Raw genomic sequence first — 18,545 nt, forward strand, 5'->3', positions numbered from 1 at the left:
AATCATAAATCTCAAATCGTAAATCATTTATATGGCAGAAATTAGACCCGAAGAAATCTCATCAATATTACGTGAGCAACTTTCACAATCACGCACCGATGCTCAGTTACAAGAAGTGGGCACCGTGCTTACCGTAGGTGATGGTGTGGCGCGTATCTATGGATTGACGAAAGCACAAGCCGGTGAGTTGATTGAATTTGAAAACGGCTTGAAGGCATTGGTGCTTAACCTAGAAGAAGACAATGTCGGAGCGGTGTTGTTGGGAGAATCAAAAGAAATCAAAGAAGGCGATACCGTAAAACGTACGGGCCAAATTGCCTCTATCAAAGTAGGTGAAGGGTTGCTCGGCCGTGTGGTTGATACTTTGGCTTCACCCATCGATGGAAAAGGTCCGATCACAGGCGATTTGTACGAAATGCCCTTGGAGCGCAAAGCACCGGGTGTAATTTTCCGCCAGCCAGTGAACGAGCCATTGCAAACGGGTATCAAAGCGATTGATGCCATGATTCCAATTGGTCGTGGTCAGCGCGAGTTGATTATCGGTGACCGCCAAACGGGTAAAACTGCCGTAGCGATTGACACCATCATCAACCAAAAAGAATTTTACGAAGCAGGCAACCCTGTTTACTGTATTTATGTTGCTATTGGCCAAAAAGCTTCTACGGTAGCAGGCGTGGCCGCAACTTTAGAAAAAGCGGGCGCGATGCCTTACACCGTAATCGTAAGTGCTTCGGCAGCAGATCCGGCACCCATGCAGTTCTTCGCTCCATTCTCGGGTGCATCCATTGGTGAATTCTTCCGCGATACAGGTCGTCCGGCATTGGTAATTTATGATGACTTGTCGAAGCAAGCTGTTGCTTACCGCGAAGTATCATTGTTGTTGAGAAGACCTCCAGGCCGCGAAGCATATCCTGGTGACGTGTTCTATTTGCACTCACGTTTGTTGGAGCGTGCCGCGAAAGTTATTAACAATGATGAAATTGCGAAGAACATGAACGACCTTCCTGCTTCTATCAAGCACTTGGTAAAAGGTGGAGGTTCATTGACTGCCCTTCCGATTATTGAAACGCAAGCCAATGACGTATCGGCTTACATCCCGACCAACGTAATCTCTATTACCGATGGTCAGATATTTTTGGAAACCAACCTGTTCAACTCAGGTATTCGTCCTGCAATCAACGTAGGTATTTCAGTATCGCGCGTAGGTGGCTCGGCTCAGATTAAGCCAATGAAGAAAGTAGCGGGTACCTTAAAGTTGGATCAGGCACAGTTCCGCGAATTGGAAGCATTTGCCAAGTTCGGCTCTGATTTGGATGCTGCTACCAAGTTAACGATTGAGCGTGGTCGCAGAAACGTGGAAGTATTGAAGCAGCCACAATATCAACCCGTGCGTGTAGAAGAGCAAGTGGCCATCATTTTGGCCTCTACCAAAGGTTATATCGACCGCGTGCCGGTAGCAAAAGTAAAAGAATTTGAAAGCGACTTTTTAGGTTTGATGCGAGTGCAGTACAAATCTGTGTTGGATAACTTCCGTGCCGGTAAGTTTGAAGATGCGGATGCAGATACGGTGAAGAAGGTAGCGTTGGAGTTAGCCTCAAAATACTAATTTGAAAATTTGAAGATTAGTCAATTTGAAAATGCTAAGCCTCGGCTTAACCAATTTTAAAATTGACTATGTTAACAAATAGTAAATATTAAAGTAAAGGATTAGCAATTGGAGTTTGTGTTCATTTTCAAATTGGTTAATTTTCAAATTGATTTATGCCTAGTTTAAAAGAAGTAAAAAGTAGAATCACGTCTGTAATCTCAACGCAACAGATTACCAAAGCCATGAAAATGGTGGCGGCTGCTAAGTTGCGGAAGTCGCAAGAGCGAATTATGCAAATGCGCCCATTTGCGCAAAAGATGAATTCACTTTTACAGAACCTATCGTCAGTCGAAAATGGTGGAGAGGCGTGGTACAGCCAAGTGCGTGAAGAGAAAAAGGTTTTAATCATAGCCATTACTTCCGATCGTGGCCTGTGCGGCTCTTTCAACAGCACCATCTTCAAAGCAACACTTCGCTTAGTGGAAGAAAAGTATTCCCAGCAAGGCAAACAAGGCAACATTACTTACTTGCCCATTGGTAAAAAGGCGTTGGAGTTTTTTGAGAAGCGAGGAGCGAATGTGATCAATAGCTATTCAGGATTGTTTAACAATCTATCGTTTGATAACGTGGCCAAGATTGGTGTGCATGTGATGGACGCTTTCCGCAAGGGCGAATTTGACAAAGTGGAAATTGTGTACAACGAATTCAAAAACGTGGCCACACAGATTTTGCGCGTGGAACAATTCTTGCCGATTTTGCCTCCCGGAGAAGATAAATCGATTAAAACATCTCAAACCGATTACATCTACCAACCTAACCAAGCTGAAATCTTAACAGGCTTGATCCCCAAGTCATTGAAAGTACAATTGTACAAAGCCGTCCTCGATTCTAACGCTGCCGAAAACGGTGCGCGCATGACGGCCATGGACAAGGCAACCGACAATGCTGGCGAACTGTTGAAGGAGTTGAAGCTCACCTACAACCGCACACGCCAGGCTGCCATTACCAAAGAGATTTTGGAAATTGTGGCCGGTGCAGAAGCGTTGAAGTCGGCTTAACAATTTCATTTTGTCTACTCAAGAAGATTCACTCTGTACCGAGGGATATCTTTTTTATCTTTTTTAGTTCTTTTCGCAATATTATTGACATTTTGCTTGGTCTTCAGGTCGGTCAATAAACCCAGTCCTTTTAAAGCTGTTACTTCTTTAGTGAATACCTCTAGGCTATTGGTATTAAGTGCTTTATAGATATCATTTGAAGTTATTCCCTTATCTCCTAATCCAAGTATGATTATTTGTTTTTGTTTTTTTGTCAAATGATACCTTTTGAATAGCTTTAACCACTCTAATTGTTTTGGGCTAAATATCGTTTTATTTGATAGAGTCACACTAAACCACAACCCATTGGAATATAGTTCTGGCTTGGCAAGTTCCTGCTCTTGCATCAAGTTAAAAATCCGTTTCATTCCTTCGCCCAGTTCACGCATCAGTTTATTTTCTTTCAGAACTCTTGCAATCATCGGATTCCTGGATTCGTGAGAACCCTCGAGCTCATACAAATTTTTAATAGTAAGAGTTGATAGCAGTGCCCCCGGGCTTTTTATTTCCATTCGATCGTTGAACAGAAAAATCTCAATCGCATTGGTTATGCTGTAATCTCGATGGGCGATTGCATTTAACACCGCTTCACGTACTGCATCTTCAGGGTAAATATACTTTTGTTCAAACTGAGTGTTTGCTCCAAACTCTGTTTTGTATGCCAAATAAGACCGTAAGTGCTCCCATGCCTTGATCACTAATTCAAAAATATTTCCAGTGACTAAATCATCGCTGATAACATTATAATTAGGAGCAGATTCAATCTTTACTCCATTTACTTTCAAAAAACGTACTTGGCAGCGCGGATGCCATTTGTTTATGTTGGTTGCAAAAAGTAATAAAGCAGCTCTTCTGAGCCGTAAATCATTTACCGCATACTCTGCCAGCCCAATCTGTTGAAGATAGCGCTCTACGCTTAATCCTTTAATGTATTCATCGGCAATTCCTTGTAGGAGTTTAACATCTAGATCGGTGACAAGAGCTCCATCTACAAACTGACTATCATACTCTCTAGATTTGATTTCTTGCCGCTCGAATTGGATTTGGTCTACCGAAGCGGGCATAGTCGATTTGTCCTTTCTCTTTACACATCTACCATCCGGCAATTGATAAATCATCGTAGTGCCTTTATTAACCGAAAAGTAAAGCAGCGTTTTAGCATCAAGAACTAACCTATTGGTGTTGGCAAGTGGAAGGCTTTGATTTTGGTAGACATGCGTTTTAACAGCATTGAGCATTGTTTCTATTTCTTCATCTGAATGAGGTATCCCTGTTATCGTTCCATCGTCTTCTACACCAATAATGATTGCACCGCCATCCGCATTGGCAAACGAAACAAGGGCTTCACCTATATCGGTGCATATCGATTTTACCTGCCTTGGCTTTTTATTTTCTGGTCGGCCTTCTAGTGCAGATTTGAACTCACGGAAATGGCTTTCGCCTAAGATTAGCGTGTTCCTTATCTTATCTGTTAATAAAAGAATGTCGTCCATAGTTGAAGCAGTATTGATACAAACTTACAATTTCTAAGGCATTGTTGCCATTATGAGAAATTATAGAGGCAAAGGCTTTGAAGTGAGCTTTAAGCCCATTTTAGGTTTTTTGTTGATCTCTTTTTACCTCAAATTTGCGCATCCTATGAATTTGAATTTCGTATTCTTTCTTTTCTTCACTTGGTGGCCACCCAAAGAAAACATCATTGCCGATGGATATGTTGATAAGCTGTCCGCGCATGTAGGCGATTCGCTCAGTGTGTTTATTAACGCACACATGAAAAAAGAGGACTTTGTTTTAAAGTTGTACAATCTAAAAGGCGACTTGGTTGCGCGGTACCGCGTAAATGTTTTCCCCCAAGAAAAGAGAAAGGACAAGCCGTGGGAAAATGGATTTGGCTACAAACCTACCCTTAAAATAAAAGTGCCTAGTTTGCGAAGTGGTGTGTATTTGTGGGATGACCAAATTCCATTTGTTGTAAAGTCAGCAAAACCAAAAATCATAGTTGTGTATTCTTCCAATACCGAAAATGCGTATTGCAATTCAGGTGGTAAAAGTTTGTACGCCTTCAACTCGAGCGAAAAAACCCCAGCAGCCATTGTTTCGTTCCTTCGCCCCATACCATTGCCCAAACATTCGGAAGCGTTTTTAAAGTGGTTTTGCAAGCAAAATTATTCTAATGTAGGCTATATCACTGATGGTGATTTGGATAACTATGATGAAATTAAAGACGCAAAACTCTTAATGATTGTTGGCCATAGTGAATATTGGTCATTAGAAGCCCGTAGAAATTTTGACCGTTTTGTAGACGAAGGTAAGAACGCGCTGGTGCTATCAGGCAACACCATGTGGTGGCAAGTGCGCTATAACAAAACGGCTCATCAGTTGATTGGTTACAAAGATTATCCTGACCCAGACCCAAATGTTTGCCTTCATACTACTCATTGGGACGAGCCCATACTTGGATATCCCATTATTGGATCTATCGGTGCGGATTTTTCACGGGCAGGCTACGGTCAAAAAATAGATCAAGGGTGGGATGGCTACAAAATTATTCTGCCCAATTCTCCGCTTCTAAAAGGGCTGAAAATCAAAAAGGGTGATGTGCTAAAGCTATCTTCTGATGAATGTGACGGAGCGCCCATAAAAGGTTTTTCAAAGCTGCTTACTCCTGAAATTGATCAGCAACAATTGGGTTTTGAAAAAATTGAAATCGTGGGCTATGATTCCACTTTTCGCAATAAGCCGGGCCTTGCAACTTGGATTGTTTTTAAGAAGGCCAAGAAATCTGGCATAGTCGTTAACACCGCCTCTACCGATTGGTGCTCGCATCGGGGAATGGGAAGCAATGAAATCAAGAAGATTACCCTTACAATGGTGAACAAATTACTTCGAAACGAGAATGTGTTCTCCTCAGAAGAAAAATGACGACCAACTTTTTAGGCAATAGCAGGTGCCGGTTTTCGCCCCAACATCTTTAATTGTTGTGCATGGGCACCAAGAGCTTCAAAGAATGTTTCTTTAGATTTATATGGTAAGTTAAATTCCTTTGCTGTCTGCTCAACAATTTTTGCAATGTCCCTATAATGGACGTGGCAGATATTTGGAAACAGATGATGTTCAACTTGATAGTTCAATCCACCAACATACCAAGAGAACAATTTTTCTTTGTGGCCAAAATTGGTAGTAGTATTTAACTGATGAATGGCCCAGTTGTTTTCCAGATTTCCTTTTTCATCAGGGGTTGGGTATTCAGTGCCTTCAATTACGTGTGCTGGTTGAAAAATAACAGCTAGAATAAATCCTGCAACATAGTGCATGATTAAGAAGCCGACAATTACTTGCCAGAAACTAACATCTAATAACAGGTAAGGAATTACTAAGGTATACGTCAAGTAAAAAACTTTCGTGAACAGCAATACAATCCACTCCGTAGTCAGTGAGCCTTTCTGTTTTTTTACCAATCCTTCTTTTTGGTATTTCGTAAGGCGGTAGTAATCTTTAATCACAATCCACACAAAAGTCATCAGGCCATAAAAGAACCAAGCATACAGGTGTTGGTATTTATGAATGGGTCGCCAAGTAGAATCGGGCGCCATTCTCAAAATGCCCCTCGGGCTAATGTCTTCGTCTACTTCGTGCACGTTGGTATAGGTGTGGTGAAGCACATTGTGTTGAATCCGCCAGTTGAAAGCATGTCCACCAATCACATTTAGTGATAATCCAAGAAAAGTATTGACCCATGATTTAGTGGAATAGGCTCCGTGGTTGGCATCGTGCATTACCGAAAGACCAATGCCCGCTTTGCCAAAGCCCATCACCACACACAAAAAAGCAAGCGCCCATAAACTAGAGACACCACTGAAGAGGATTAAAAAATAAGGAGTGAAATAAAGCAAGAACATGAAAATAGTTTTCACTACCATTTCTGCATTCGCTGTGCGCTGAATGTTATTTGTTTTAAAGTAGGCGTTTACACGCTGACTAAGGGTCGAAAAAAATTCTTGCTGGCCTGCAGCAAATCTCAAATTCATATTTATCATAAGGGAGTGCTGAACGGTTAACACTGGAATCTACAGCACGAGACCAGCGCAGTGCTGTAAAGGTATCGAATACGATTGAGAATAACGCCCGTTCGTGTAAAAGAAACTTGGATGTGGCCTATTCTGTCTTAAATGGCCAATCGAACTTTAAACAATAAAAGAAGAACTTCTATAATTCCGCTAAAATTGTTTTGCCACCTTTTGTCACATCTCCGATTTTCACTTTTACGCGGGCATCCAACGGAAGAAAAATATCAACACGTGAGCCGAATTTGATAAAGCCAAATTCATCGCCTTGCTGTAACGATTGGCCTTCTTTCACATACCATTTTATTCTGCGTGCCAGGGCTCCAGCAATTTGCCTGAATAGAATTTCGGTGCCATTCTGCATTTTAGTGGCCACGGTGGTGCGCTCATTTTCAGTACTTGATTTAGGATGCCACGCCACCAGGTATTTGCCTGGATGATATTTGAAATAAGAGATGGTGCCACCCACAGGCATGCGGTTAACGTGCACATTGATGGGTGACATAAAAATGGAAATCTGTTTGCGTTTTGATTTTAGATATTCTGGTTCATCCGCTTCCTCAATCACCACCACCTTGCCATCGGCAGGGGCAATAATTTGTTTGTCGTTTTTTTGAACGGTAAAAACAGGCACCCGGAAAAATTGAAGAATGAGTAGGTAGAAAAAAATACTTGCAACGATTACAATGTTTTGAAGGGTGGTGGCCTCAGGCAAAAAATAGGACATTGCCCAATTGAGGGAAAAAAGAATGACCAGCAAAACAAATAACAAAACGCGGCCTTCGCGGTGAATAATCATAGTCGTTAAATTAAAGTTTGCAAAGGTAACGGTTGTACTAGTCTACACAAAATCAAAAAATTAGAAGAAAAACTTCTATTTCCAATTACTTTCTACCTTTGCCCTTGTCGAAAGACACGGGGTGCCAAAAACACGGGCTGAGATTATACCCATAGAACCTGATGCCGGTAATGCGGACGAAGGGAGGCAGAATAAACTTGTAAGTAAGGTACATTCCCCAATGTGCCTGCGGGTTTAAAATTTTTAAAAATCATGTTTAAATTTTTAGCAGCCATCATGGGCTTTGCGCTTTCGCTGAATGTGGAGGCGCAAATTTCGGTGCAGGGTATGGTGCGCGATGCAAAATCCAACCAAGCCTTGCCAGGTGCTACCGTTCAGGTAGAAAATCAAAATCGCTACGCAGTGGCCGATGACCAAGGGAGATTTGAGCTGAAGAATGTTCCGAAGGGCGAACAAATTTTTATCGTCAGGTTTTTAGGTTACCAGTCGGTGCAGCAAAACGCAAATCTGGTTGGGGATACGGAATTGAATTTTTCGTTGGAAGAAAGCAATCAACTCACCGATGAAGTGGTAGTGTATGCCACGCGCGCCAATGAAAAAAGCCCCACCGTGTATTCCACTATCAGCAAGGCAACCATTCAAAAACAAAATTTGGGACAAGACTTACCGTTCTTGTTGAACTGGACACCTTCGTTGATTACCACTTCGGATGCAGGTGCCGGCATTGGCTATACTGGCTTGCGCATCCGCGGCAGCGATGCCACGCGAATCAATGTTACCATCAACGGTATTCCACTTAACGACAGCGAAGAGCACGGTGTGTTTTGGGTCAACATCCCAGACATTGCTACATCCACTCAAAGCATACAAGTGCAGCGTGGTGTGGGCAATTCTACCAATGGTGCAGGTGCGTTTGGGGCGAGCATCAACCTGCAAACCAATACACGAAATGATTTGCCCTATGCTGATGTTATCAATTCCGTAGGCTCGTTTGGCACGCATCGCCACACGGTGGGCATTGGCACGGGTCTGAAAAATACTTTCACCTTTGATGCGCGTCTCTCCGTGATCAAATCCGATGGGTTTATCGACCGCGCTTCGTCTGATTTGAAATCGTATTATTTGGCAGGTGGATATTATGGAAGCAAAACGATGATGAAGGCAATCGTTTTTGGTGGGAAAGAAATCACCTACCAAAGTTGGAACGGTGTGCCCGAATCAAAATTGAACAATGATCCGATCGCGATGGATGCTACCATTGCCGATGGCGGATGGAATGCCGATCAGATTGAAAACTTTCGAAATTCAAATAGCCGAACGTTCAATCTCTACACGTACAAAAATCAAGTGGACAATTATTCGCAAGACCATTATCAATTGCATGTCTCGCATCGATCCAACAATGCACTGACAGCAAACATAGCAATGCATTATACGTATGGCCGTGGCTATTTCGAGGAGTTTAAATACAACAGTGCCTTTAGCAAATATGGTTTTGATAGTTTGTTGATAGGCGGAACAAAAATTGGTTCGAGTGATTTGGTGCGCAGGCGGTGGCTCGACAATCACTTTTACGGCACTACCTATTCCCTTCAATACGATAAAAGAAAAATTAACTCTACGCTGGGCGGTGCCTTGAATCGATATGTAGGCGACCATTTTGGTGAAGTGATTTGGGCGCAAGTGTCAGCTATTCCGCAAGGACATCGATATTATTTTAATCAAGGAACGAAAACCGATTTTAATATTTTTTGGAAAACCAACTATCAACTAACGGGACGACTGAATGTGTTTGCCGATGCACAACTTCGCGCCATCGACTACCAAGCCAACGGAATTGATAATGAGTTGAGCAATTTTAATGTGAATGTCAAGTATCAGTTCTTTAATCCCAAAGCAGGTTTAATGTATTCGGTATCGCCCAACCAACATATTTATGGCTCGTTCAGCGTGGCCAATCGAGAGCCCGTGCGAAGTGATTTTGTGAACAACATTAACACCGTAACACCTAAACCCGAAACCATGTACGATTGGGAAGTTGGGTGGCGCATGAAAAAAAACAATGCTTCGCTCAATGTGAATTTCTATTGGATGGACTATGCTAATCAATTGGTGCCAACGGGTAAGTTAAATGATGTGGGGGCAGCCATTCGTGCCAATGTGGCCAATAGCTACCGGGCAGGAATTGAAGTAGATGGCGGCATTCGTTTCAGTCCAAAATTTTCGTGGATTGGAAACGTAACGTTAAGTCAAAACAAAATAAAGGAGTTTGTGGAGGTAATGTATGATTATGGGGCCGCCTTTGATGAATTTAACGAGCAATTGACCGTTTACAAAAACACCGACATTGCCTTTTCACCCAATTGGATTGGAGGTTCCAATTTGGTTTATCAACCTTTCAAAAATTTTGAAGCTGCGTTGTTATCAAAGTACGTTGGGCGGCAGTTTTTAGATAATACGTCTAATTCCAGTAGGGTCATCAATTCTTACTTTGTAAATGATTTGCGTTTGAGCTATTCATGGAAACCAAATTTTATGCGGGAACTATCCGTGAGTTGTTTGGTTAACAATGTTTTTAATGAGTTGTATTCCAGCAATGGCTATACGTACGGTTACTTTGCCGGTCCAAGCGAAACGCGACAAAATTACTTTTATCCTCAGGCAGGGAGGAATTTTTTGGTAATGGTGGCGATGAGGTTTTAGAAAATACCTCATACTTGCCACAGATTCCCAGATGTACTCTGACCTCTGACTTATTCGAATAAAAATACTGGAGAAAAACAAAGGAACTTCCTCCAAACCCTTAACCCGGCTTAGGGCCACTGCCGATGATGGCTTTAGGCATTCCCTAATCAATAATTTTTAAATTCAGAGGCCCTGGTACTACAGAGAAATACCATAATTGGGTATGAATTCTAGTTTTTTTTTAGAAACTTTGACCAGTTTAACCAAAACCAATTCATATGAGGAAATCTTTACTTATCAAATTCGTGCCGCTCTTGATGCTGCTAAGCAGCATGGCTTGGGCGCAAGAGAGAAGTGTATCAGGTAAAGTGACATCGCAAGAAGATGGCACTGCGTTACCTGGCGTAAACGTGGTAGTGAAAGGCACTACAAACGGTACAGTTACCGATGCAGAAGGTAACTTTAAAATAAGTGTTCCATCCAGTGGTGGAAGTTTAGTGTTCTCGTTCATTGGACTTTCTACGACTGAAGTGGAGATTGGCGATCGGACTACGGTAGATGTAAGTCTTAGCCTAGATGTCCAGCAACTTTCAGAAGTTGTGGTCACGGGTTATGGTACACAAGATCGTAAAACACTTACCTCTTCAATTACCTCAGTCTCAGCTAAGGACATCGCAGGAGTGCCGATGGCATCGCCAGACCAAATGCTTCAAGGCCGTGCTGTGGGTGTTCAGGTAAGTTCTGCTTCAGGAACTCCAGGTGGCGGGGTTTCTGTCCGTGTTCGGGGCAGTACATCGATTAATGCCAGTAGTGACCCATTATACGTTGTGGATGGAATACCTATTGTTTCATCGAATCTCAGCGCAGTTGGACTTGGTGGCCAGTTAACAAATCCAATTGCAGACCTCAATCCTGCGGACATTGAGTCCATGGAGATACTAAAAGATGCTTCGGCAACAGCAATCTACGGTGCTCGTGCTGCGAATGGTGTTGTTTTAATCACAACAAAACGAGGAAAGAATCAAAAACCTAAAATTGAAGTGAACACCTATACAGGCGTGCAAAGTCTTTGGAGAAAGCCTTCTGTAGTAGATGGGCCAACTTTCGAGCGGTTGATCAATGAATCGCGAGCTAACAATGGGCAGAGTCAACTTTATCCGAATCCTGATGCTGCGCTTAATACTGATTGGATGGGTCAGATTTTTCAGGAAGCTCCAATGAACAATGTTGACTTGTCTGTATCAGGTGGCTCAGACAAAGTAAAGTACATGACTTCGTTTAATTACTTCAAGCAGGATGGGATCAATAAGCCTTCTGTGTTTGACAGGAAAACAGGCCGGATTAATCTTGATTACTCAGCAACTGACAAGCTTAGAATTGGGACAAGTATTCTGTATTCAAGAAATTTCAGGAATAGGGTGAGGAACGATAACAATATTTTTGGTGCCATTGGCGCAGCCTACTTCTTGCCCACCAATCAACCCATTTTCAACCCCGATGGATCATACCTTAAATTCTCAATTTTTGAAAATCCCGTGGCGGCTGTTAATGAAGTTGATATTGGCATGGTGACTAACAGGGTCCTAGCGAACGTTTATGGAGAATACGAGATAGCTGAGGGTTTGCTTTTTAGGTCTACTTTTAGCGTTGATTATAATAACGTTAAAGAAGATCGTTTTGATAATTCAAAGCTCAACACAGGCTCAGCAACCAATGGTGATGCATCATCAATTGTAACTATTGATGATAATTGGATATGGGAGAATGTCTTGTCATATCAGAAGAAGTTTGGCGAACATAATTTTAACTCGCTGGTGGGTTACTCCATGCAGGAAAACTACTTTGAAAGAACGCAGGCAAATGGTCAGCAGTTTCCTAGTGATGAATTCAGGCGAATTGCATCTGCCGCAGTCCAGACATCATCGTCATCGGCAACAGGGTGGGGTATTACTGGGATATTTGCAAGATTGAATTATGACTATAAGGGCAAGTATTTGGCAACTGTCAATGTAAGAAGAGATGCTTCATCCAGATTTGGTACTGCTAACCAAGCTGCAACTTTTCCATCTTTTGCTTTGGGGTGGAATGTTAAGAAGGAGGGCTTTATGAACAATGTTTCATTCATCAGTACGCTAAAGCCTCGCCTAAGCTGGGGAATAACCGGCAATCAGAATGGCATCGGTGACTTTCAGTCATTTGGGCTTTGGGGAGGTGGCGCAAACTACACCGATTTTCCAGGCACAGCTCCCCTCCAGTTAGCAAATCCTAACTTGAAGTGGGAGACCACTGCTCAAACCAACATCGGACTAGATGTTTCTTTTATGAACGATCGTTGGAAGTTGACCTTCGACTACTATGATAAGCAAACGAAAGATCTATTGTTAGCTGTGCCGGTTCCTAGAACTACTGGATTTAATGAGTTAGTTCAAAATTTTGGGGAAATGGAGAATAAGGGCTTTGAATTAGGTATTGCCGGTGTTCTGGTGAACAAAGGTGACTTGTTTGTTGACTTCTCGTTTAATGTGTCGCAAAATAGGAACTTGATAAAAAAGTTAGCTGCGCCTTTTAACCAGTTTACTAGGGATGTAATTCGGCTTGAGCAGGGCGTGCCGTTGTCTTCGTTTTGGCTTCATGACCAAATCAGAGTTGACCCGGAGACTGGGCTCTCAATCTATCGTACGGTAAACGGAGAGGCGGCAGTGAATTCTGCTGATTTTAATGCGGGCCGCGATCGATTTATTGTTGGCAATGCCCAACCGGATTTCTTTGGCGGATTTAATTCAAATGTCAGGTTTAAAGGCTTTGATTTTAATATGTTCTGGCAGTTTACCCTTGGGAATGATCAGTTGAATTGGGTTCGCTTTTTTCAGGAACATGGAGGTACTCGAAACACAGGCTATGTGAAATCCCAGTTGGCTGCGTGGAAGAGTCCAGGTGATATCACCGATATTCCACGCCAGCTTGCCGTCAACTACAGAGGCGATTTGAGGCCTTCAAGATTTTTGGAGGATGGGTCCTATATGCGCTTAAAGAATATCACGCTTGGCTACACGTTGAATTCGGAGATCACTAGAAAAATTGGAGTAACAAGATTGAGGGTTTACGTCTCAAGTCAAAACCTGCTCACATTCACCAATTATACCGGACTTGATCCTGAGGTCAATACCGGTGCAGATCTTAATGGCCTTGCTGCGGGTATAGACTTGTATGCAATGCCGCAGCCGAGAGTTTTTATGGGTGGTATTAACATTTCCTTTTAATCGCTTTATCTATGAAAAGATATATTCTAATCACATGCTTCATTTTTGGTCTGATGACATCTTGTAATGTCTTAGATCAATTGCCAGAACAGCAGATATCAGATAGCCAGGCCATAACCAGTTTAAGTGGCGCAAATGCAGCTTTAAATGGCGCTTATAGCCAGATTCAGGGGGTTTATGAGGGACGACTACAGAGATTAAGTGATGTGTCGGCAGATGTTTCTCAAAGTATCGGTACTTGGGACTTTTACAGAGAAATGGACACCTACGCGGTCTCGCCTGATAACACCGAGTTGCTGGATTTGTGGACCTTTATCTATCGTGCTGTCAATCAAGCTAATAATTTGATTGAAGGTACACCCGGTCTTACAGCAACCCAGGCACAAAAAGATAACATCATCGGCCAGGCATACTTTATTCGCGCGTTGGCCCATTTTGATGCAGTGCGTGTTTGGGGTGGCGTTCCAAATGCAGCTGGTACGCTTGGTGTGCCTATTGTGCTAACTCCATCCCGTGGAATTGGCGCGAGCGCTTTTCCTTCCAGAGCAACGTTGCCTGAAACATACCAACAAGTGAAAGCAGACTTGGATCAGGCTTTGGCACTTCTTCCAGAAGATCAGTCGAGCAATGCGAATACACGCGGTAGGGCAACCAAAAACGCTGTGCGCGCTTTGCTAAGCCGAGTTCATCTTTACTTAGGCGAGTGGGCACAGGCAGAGGCTCGGGCAACTGAAATTATCTCCAACACTACAAAATTCTCTTTGGTGCCTTATGCGACCATTTTTACTGGAGACAACACAAACGAATCGATTTTGGAGATTCAGTTTAATACCGCTGACCAAAGCGGCCTGCGATTCTGGTATGCACCTGGTGCTTTGGGCGGACGAGGAGAGTTGGCGGTGCACGATGGGTTCTACAACAGTTTTGCAGCCAGTGATGCCCGCAGAGCTATGTTCGGCCGGGATGATGTGGTGGGTGTTTGGTACATTTCGAAGTACTTAAGAGCTGGCAATATTGATGACGGCCACGTTTTAAGACTTGCCGAGATGTATCTCAATCGTGCAGAAGCCCGGGCTAGACAAAGTAATAACGCTGGAGCCGAGGCCGATCTGAATGCTGTGAGAACTCGAGCCGGGTTGCTAAATTATAATCCCGGAGCAGATATTCCTTTGCTTGAAGCAATAGAGCGTGAGCGCAGATGGGAGTTTTTTGGAGAGGGCCATACATTTTTTGATTTGGTACGTACTGGCCGGGCTTTGGCAGTTCTTCAGAACGTTACCCGGAAAAATGGTCCCCCTGTAAATGTTGGCAATGCTCAGAGACTTGTTATGCCAATCCCAAGGAGGGAGGTAGATGCGAACAAAAACCTTATTCAAAATCAGGGTTACAATTAATTGAGATAAGAGTACGATGGCAACAGCCAAAAGAGCCCGCTAAATTGCGGGCTCTTTTTTGTGCCTGCTTCTCCGTGACACCCGCCATCGGTTTTAGACATTGAATAATCCCACATTATGCATTTGAGAATTTCAATCATCGTTTAGCTATCGCCAAAGCCTAATGCATAATTTGGGATAATCTGTGAATCTGTGGCAAACTTCTAATTAACACATTCGTGGCTAAAAAATTAGTTTACTTTTGTGGATGCAATTGATTCTGGCTCTCTTCCGGCTCACCCGCTTTTGGAATCTCGCCATCATTGCTCTTGCTCAATACTTTACTGCCTACTTTTTGTTCAATCAACGGCAAGCTGTCTTTACGGACATTTGGCTTTTTCTACTGAGTGGATCGACCATACTGATTGCAGCGGCTGGCTATATCATCAACGACTACTATGATATAAAGATAGACCTCATCAACAAACCCGACCGCGTGGTGATTGGCAAGACCATTACACGCAGGTATGCTATTTTGTTTCATACAGTAATTTCTTTTTTGGGGGTTGCAGCTGGCCTTCTCATCAATTGGAAAGTAGGCGCTTTGAATTTTGTGTGTGCTTTTTTGCTTTGGCTTTATTCCAACAACCTTAAGCGACTGCCTTTAATCGGTAATGTAGTGGTGGCATTCTTAACAGGGCTTTCCATTTTTATGCTGGTTTTTTTGTACAATCAATATTTGCCGTTTGTGGTGGTCTACTCACTCTTTGCTTTTTTTATGACGTTGATTCGTGAAGTGGTGAAAGATATGGAAGACATGAAGGGCGATACAACCTTTGGTTGCAAAACATTGCCCATTGTGTGGGGCATTCGAAAAACAAAATCGTTTGTTTATGTTATCGTTGTAATCTTCTCCATACTTGTGTTATGGCTCGATTATCGAGAATTAAAAATCTCTTGGATTTATTTTATTCCTTTGCTGTTTCTCCCCATGTCTGTTTTGGTTTTTAGATTAATCAAAGCTGATACCAAAAAAGAATTTTATCAACTAAGTCAATTATGTAAAATCATCATGCTGCTGGGAATCATCAGTATGGTTTTCATTTAGTGTATGTCAAAGTTTCGGATTTGTATTTTTGCTTCGGGTAGTGGCACTAATGCTGAAGCTATCATCAAATACTTTCAACATCATCCTTTCATAAAAGTTGAATTAGTTTTAACGAACAACCCAACTGCGGCTGTTTTGGAGAAAGCAAAAAAAGCAAATGTGGAAAGCACTGTGTTCAACAAATCACAATTCAGCGAAAGCGATGAAATTGTTCAGCTTCTTCAGGCACATGGAATTACCCATTTGGTTTTGGCTGGGTTTCTGTTGTTGATACCTAAAAATTTGGTTGCCACCTATCCCAACAAAATAGTCAACATCCATCCTGCGCTGTTACCAAAATTTGGCGGCAAAGGCATGTACGGATTAAAAGTACATGAAGCCGTGAAAGCATCAGGCGAGAAAGAAACAGGCATTACCATCCACGAAGTGAACGAGAACTACGATGAAGGCAAAATTTTGTTCCAAGCCTCTTGCGAAGTTTTGCCATCCGACACCCCTCAACAAATCGCAGAGAAGGTGCAGGCTTTAGAACACGAAAATTATCCGAGAGTTGTAGAAAAATGGATCACGTCAAAAGATGGCTAGCTACCGACTTCCAACCGAAAGCCTACCCCATGATAATTGACAATCTCGACCTTCGGGTCTTCTTTCAAATATTTTCTAAGCTTGGAAATGAAAACATCCAAGCTGCGGCCCATAAAATAATCGTCATCGCCCCAGACGGTGGTTAAAATTTCTTCGCGCTTCATCACTCTCTGCCTGTTCACACATAGCAGCTTCAATACTTCTGCTTCCTTCTGAGTAAGGGTCTTTGCACCAGAAGTATGTTGCAAAGTTAAGTTCTGGCAATCAAATGTAAAGGCACCCAATGCAAAAGAAGTGTCGGTATTTACTACTACGGTCGACCTTCGTAAGAAAACATCCATCCTCAAAAACAGTTCCTCCATGCTAAAGGGCTTCACAATGTAATCATCGCCACCCGATTGAAACCCGGTGATTTTGTCTTCGAGCATGGATTTTGCGGTGATGAATAAAATAGGAACGTTCTTATTTTTTTCGCGAATGGCTTGTGCCAAACTGAAGCCATCTTTCTTGGGCATCATCACATCTAAAATGCATAAATCAAATGGCCGCTCATTGAAAGCGCGCAAACCTTCCTCACCGTTTTCAGTCAATTCAACCAAATAACCCTTGTGAGTCAAATTGTCTTTTATGACAAAACCTAAACTTGGGTCGTCCTCTACCAATAAAATATGAGTTGCCATAGTACAAATCTTAAATGGGTTGAGGCAATAGAATCGTAAAGGTACTTCCGCTACCCATTTTGCTATTCACCATAATTTTTCCGCCATGCGATTCCACCACCAACTTCACATAGTTGAGGCCTAGCCCAAAACCTTTAACATCGTGTAGGTTGCCCGTAGGAACTCGATAGAACCGATGAAAAATTTTCTTTAGATTATCTTCACTTATGCCGATGCCATTGTCTTTTACGTCAAGCGTAAACTGGTGGTGCGAAGAGCTTGTCGTGATAGTAATGGTGGGAGATATCGTGCAATATTTAATCGCATTATCCATCAAATTGTACAACACATTAGAAAAATGTAGTTTATCGATATTGACCAAACTATTTTCCGCATTTAGGTACAATTCAAATTTTCCACTCTTTTTCTGAAGGGCCACCGTATTGTTTTTCACCGACTCCGAGATCAGTTCGTGCAAATCGGTCGTCTCGCGCTTCAAGGTAAGATTATTTTTTTCCAAACGCGCCATCTGCAATACGCGCTCTACTTGCTGCTTCAACCGATTGGTTTCATTTTCGATAATGGTAGCATAGTTGATCAATCGCTCAGGCGCTTGAATAATCGATGGGTCTTTCAACACACCCGTGGAAATGGCGATAGTGGAGAGCGGAGTTTTGAACTCGTGCGTCATGTTGTTGATAAAATCTTTTTGCACTTCCGATAACCTGCGTTGTTTTAAAATCACAAACAGCGTGTAGGCAAAAAAGAAAATGACCACCAGCATCACGACCGAAGAAAATCCCCAAATACCCATTTGACTAATCAGGTTGGCTTCAATCTGCGGAAACCGAACCCCAAAATAATATCCATCCATTTTTAAGGCGGGCAACTCGCTCAAGCTTGGTGGTATTTTGTTTTTAGTGGGCGAAATGTAATTGCCACCTGTCATGCATTGTTTGGAACAATCATACACGCCAAATTCGTAATCTGCGGTGATATTGCTTCTGTCAAATTCATTCTTCAGCAAAAAGCCGAGGAGGCTTGAATCGATGGGACCATTGACCATGACAGTAAAATAGTTACTCGACTCCTGATCCACGAGGCTATTGGCCGGTATGGGCGTTTTGTTGATATCGTGAATCCGAGATGCCACATTTTCTAAAGCCCTGTTTACATCGGCATTGAATTGATTTGCCTTCAGGTCAAAGGCTTTGCGCACCCAGTAAATTTGAGTAATAGTAATGCCTGTAATGCTGAGTACCGCTAGGGCAATAACAATTCGAAAGGTTAACCTGCTCACCTAGCAAAGATAACGGGTATTTAGGTT

At 42.5% G+C, this 18,545-nt stretch carries 13 protein-coding genes and 1 riboswitch; of the genes, 8 read left to right on the forward strand and 5 right to left on the reverse strand.

The window, feature by feature from the left end; genetic code table 11:
- The first annotated feature begins 31 nt into the window (after positions 1-31).
- Together atpA and atpG are read left to right on the forward strand one after the other, a co-directional pair.
- Positions 32-1,606: a F0F1 ATP synthase subunit alpha gene (atpA, locus tag KA713_17515; GenBank protein UXE66230.1), complete on the forward strand. Its 1,575-nt coding sequence runs from the start codon at positions 32-34 to the stop codon at positions 1,604-1,606.
- 155 nt (positions 1,607-1,761) lie between these two features.
- Positions 1,762-2,646, forward strand: coding sequence for an ATP synthase F1 subunit gamma (atpG, locus tag KA713_17520; protein UXE66231.1), 885 nt, complete (start codon positions 1,762-1,764; stop codon positions 2,644-2,646).
- 14 nt (positions 2,647-2,660) lie between these two features.
- On the opposite strand, the gene KA713_17525 is transcribed toward atpG, so the two are convergent.
- Positions 2,661-4,178 carry a putative DNA binding domain-containing protein gene (locus KA713_17525; GenBank protein ID UXE66232.1) on the reverse strand — a complete coding sequence of 506 codons (1,518 nt, stop codon included), beginning with the start codon at positions 4,176-4,178 and terminating at the stop codon, positions 2,661-2,663.
- A 52-nt stretch (positions 4,179-4,230) separates the two neighbouring features.
- Here KA713_17525 and KA713_17530 point away from each other — a divergent pair, with 52 nt between their 5' ends.
- Positions 4,231-5,607: a hypothetical protein gene (locus KA713_17530; GenBank protein ID UXE66233.1), complete on the forward strand. Its 1,377-nt coding sequence runs from the start codon at positions 4,231-4,233 to the stop codon at positions 5,605-5,607.
- 11 nt (positions 5,608-5,618) lie between these two features.
- On the opposite strand, the gene KA713_17535 is transcribed toward KA713_17530, so the two are convergent.
- A complete protein-coding gene (locus KA713_17535) occupies positions 5,619-6,713 on the reverse strand; it encodes an acyl-CoA desaturase (protein UXE66234.1) in 1,095 nt (364 codons plus the stop codon).
- A 178-nt stretch (positions 6,714-6,891) separates the two neighbouring features.
- Complete coding sequence (locus tag KA713_17540) at positions 6,892-7,548, reverse strand: phosphatidylserine decarboxylase family protein (protein ID UXE66235.1); 657 nt, start codon at positions 7,546-7,548, stop codon at positions 6,892-6,894.
- 107 nt (positions 7,549-7,655) lie between these two features.
- Positions 7,656-7,750, forward strand: a riboswitch (TPP riboswitch).
- Between the two features lie 50 nt (positions 7,751-7,800).
- Between KA713_17540 and KA713_17545 the strand changes: the two genes are divergently transcribed.
- The 5 genes from KA713_17545 to purN all read left to right on the forward strand — a co-directional run bounded on the left by KA713_17545 (position 7,801) and on the right by purN (position 16,559).
- Positions 7,801-10,251 carry a TonB-dependent receptor gene (locus KA713_17545; protein UXE66236.1) on the forward strand — a complete coding sequence of 817 codons (2,451 nt, stop codon included), beginning with the start codon at positions 7,801-7,803 and terminating at the stop codon, positions 10,249-10,251.
- A 260-nt stretch (positions 10,252-10,511) separates the two neighbouring features.
- On the forward strand, positions 10,512-13,493 hold the full coding sequence (locus KA713_17550; protein ID UXE66237.1) for a TonB-dependent receptor: 2,982 nt from the start codon (positions 10,512-10,514) through the stop codon (positions 13,491-13,493).
- Positions 13,494-13,504: 11 nt separating this feature from the next.
- Positions 13,505-14,887 carry a RagB/SusD family nutrient uptake outer membrane protein gene (locus KA713_17555; protein ID UXE66238.1) on the forward strand — a complete coding sequence of 461 codons (1,383 nt, stop codon included), beginning with the start codon at positions 13,505-13,507 and terminating at the stop codon, positions 14,885-14,887.
- Between the two features lie 247 nt (positions 14,888-15,134).
- Positions 15,135-15,974: a geranylgeranylglycerol-phosphate geranylgeranyltransferase gene (locus tag KA713_17560; GenBank protein ID UXE66239.1), complete on the forward strand. Its 840-nt coding sequence runs from the start codon at positions 15,135-15,137 to the stop codon at positions 15,972-15,974.
- 3 nt (positions 15,975-15,977) lie between these two features.
- Complete coding sequence (gene purN, locus KA713_17565; GenBank protein UXE66240.1) at positions 15,978-16,559, forward strand: phosphoribosylglycinamide formyltransferase; 582 nt, start codon at positions 15,978-15,980, stop codon at positions 16,557-16,559.
- Here the strand turns inward: purN and KA713_17570 are convergent.
- Entirely contained in the window at positions 16,556-17,239 is a 684-nt protein-coding gene (locus KA713_17570) for a response regulator transcription factor (protein UXE66241.1), read from the reverse strand. The two genes, purN and KA713_17570, sit on opposite strands and share 4 nt — an antisense overlap.
- 10 nt (positions 17,240-17,249) lie before the next feature.
- Positions 17,250-18,518 carry a HAMP domain-containing histidine kinase gene (locus KA713_17575; protein ID UXE66242.1) on the reverse strand — a complete coding sequence of 423 codons (1,269 nt, stop codon included), beginning with the start codon at positions 18,516-18,518 and terminating at the stop codon, positions 17,250-17,252.
- Positions 18,519-18,545 lie beyond the last annotated feature (27 nt).

It is taken from the genome of Chryseotalea sp. WA131a, assembly GCA_025370075.1.
Lineage (GTDB): Bacteria > Bacteroidota > Bacteroidia > Cytophagales > Cyclobacteriaceae > ELB16-189.

Bases quoted from the DNA above. Each gene is read 5' to 3' on its own strand.
- KA713_17555 (UXE66238.1), top strand. From the start codon at position 13,505: ATGAAAAGATATATTCTAATCACATGCTTCATTTTTGGTCTGATGACA.
- KA713_17560 (UXE66239.1), top strand. From the start codon at position 15,135: ATGCAATTGATTCTGGCTCTCTTCCGGCTCACCCGCTTTTGGAATCTC.
- KA713_17550 (UXE66237.1), top strand. From the start codon at position 10,512: ATGAGGAAATCTTTACTTATCAAATTCGTGCCGCTCTTGATGCTGCTA.
- purN (UXE66240.1), top strand. From the start codon at position 15,978: ATGTCAAAGTTTCGGATTTGTATTTTTGCTTCGGGTAGTGGCACTAAT.
- KA713_17540 (UXE66235.1), bottom strand. From the start codon at position 7,548: ATGATTATTCACCGCGAAGGCCGCGTTTTGTTATTTGTTTTGCTGGTC.
- KA713_17525 (UXE66232.1), bottom strand. From the start codon at position 4,178: ATGGACGACATTCTTTTATTAACAGATAAGATAAGGAACACGCTAATC.
- KA713_17570 (UXE66241.1), bottom strand. From the start codon at position 17,239: ATGGCAACTCATATTTTATTGGTAGAGGACGACCCAAGTTTAGGTTTT.
- KA713_17545 (UXE66236.1), top strand. From the start codon at position 7,801: ATGTTTAAATTTTTAGCAGCCATCATGGGCTTTGCGCTTTCGCTGAAT.
- atpG (UXE66231.1), top strand. From the start codon at position 1,762: ATGCCTAGTTTAAAAGAAGTAAAAAGTAGAATCACGTCTGTAATCTCA.
- KA713_17535 (UXE66234.1), bottom strand. From the start codon at position 6,713: ATGAATTTGAGATTTGCTGCAGGCCAGCAAGAATTTTTTTCGACCCTT.
- atpA (UXE66230.1), top strand. From the start codon at position 32: ATGGCAGAAATTAGACCCGAAGAAATCTCATCAATATTACGTGAGCAA.
- KA713_17530 (UXE66233.1), top strand. From the start codon at position 4,231: ATGAGAAATTATAGAGGCAAAGGCTTTGAAGTGAGCTTTAAGCCCATT.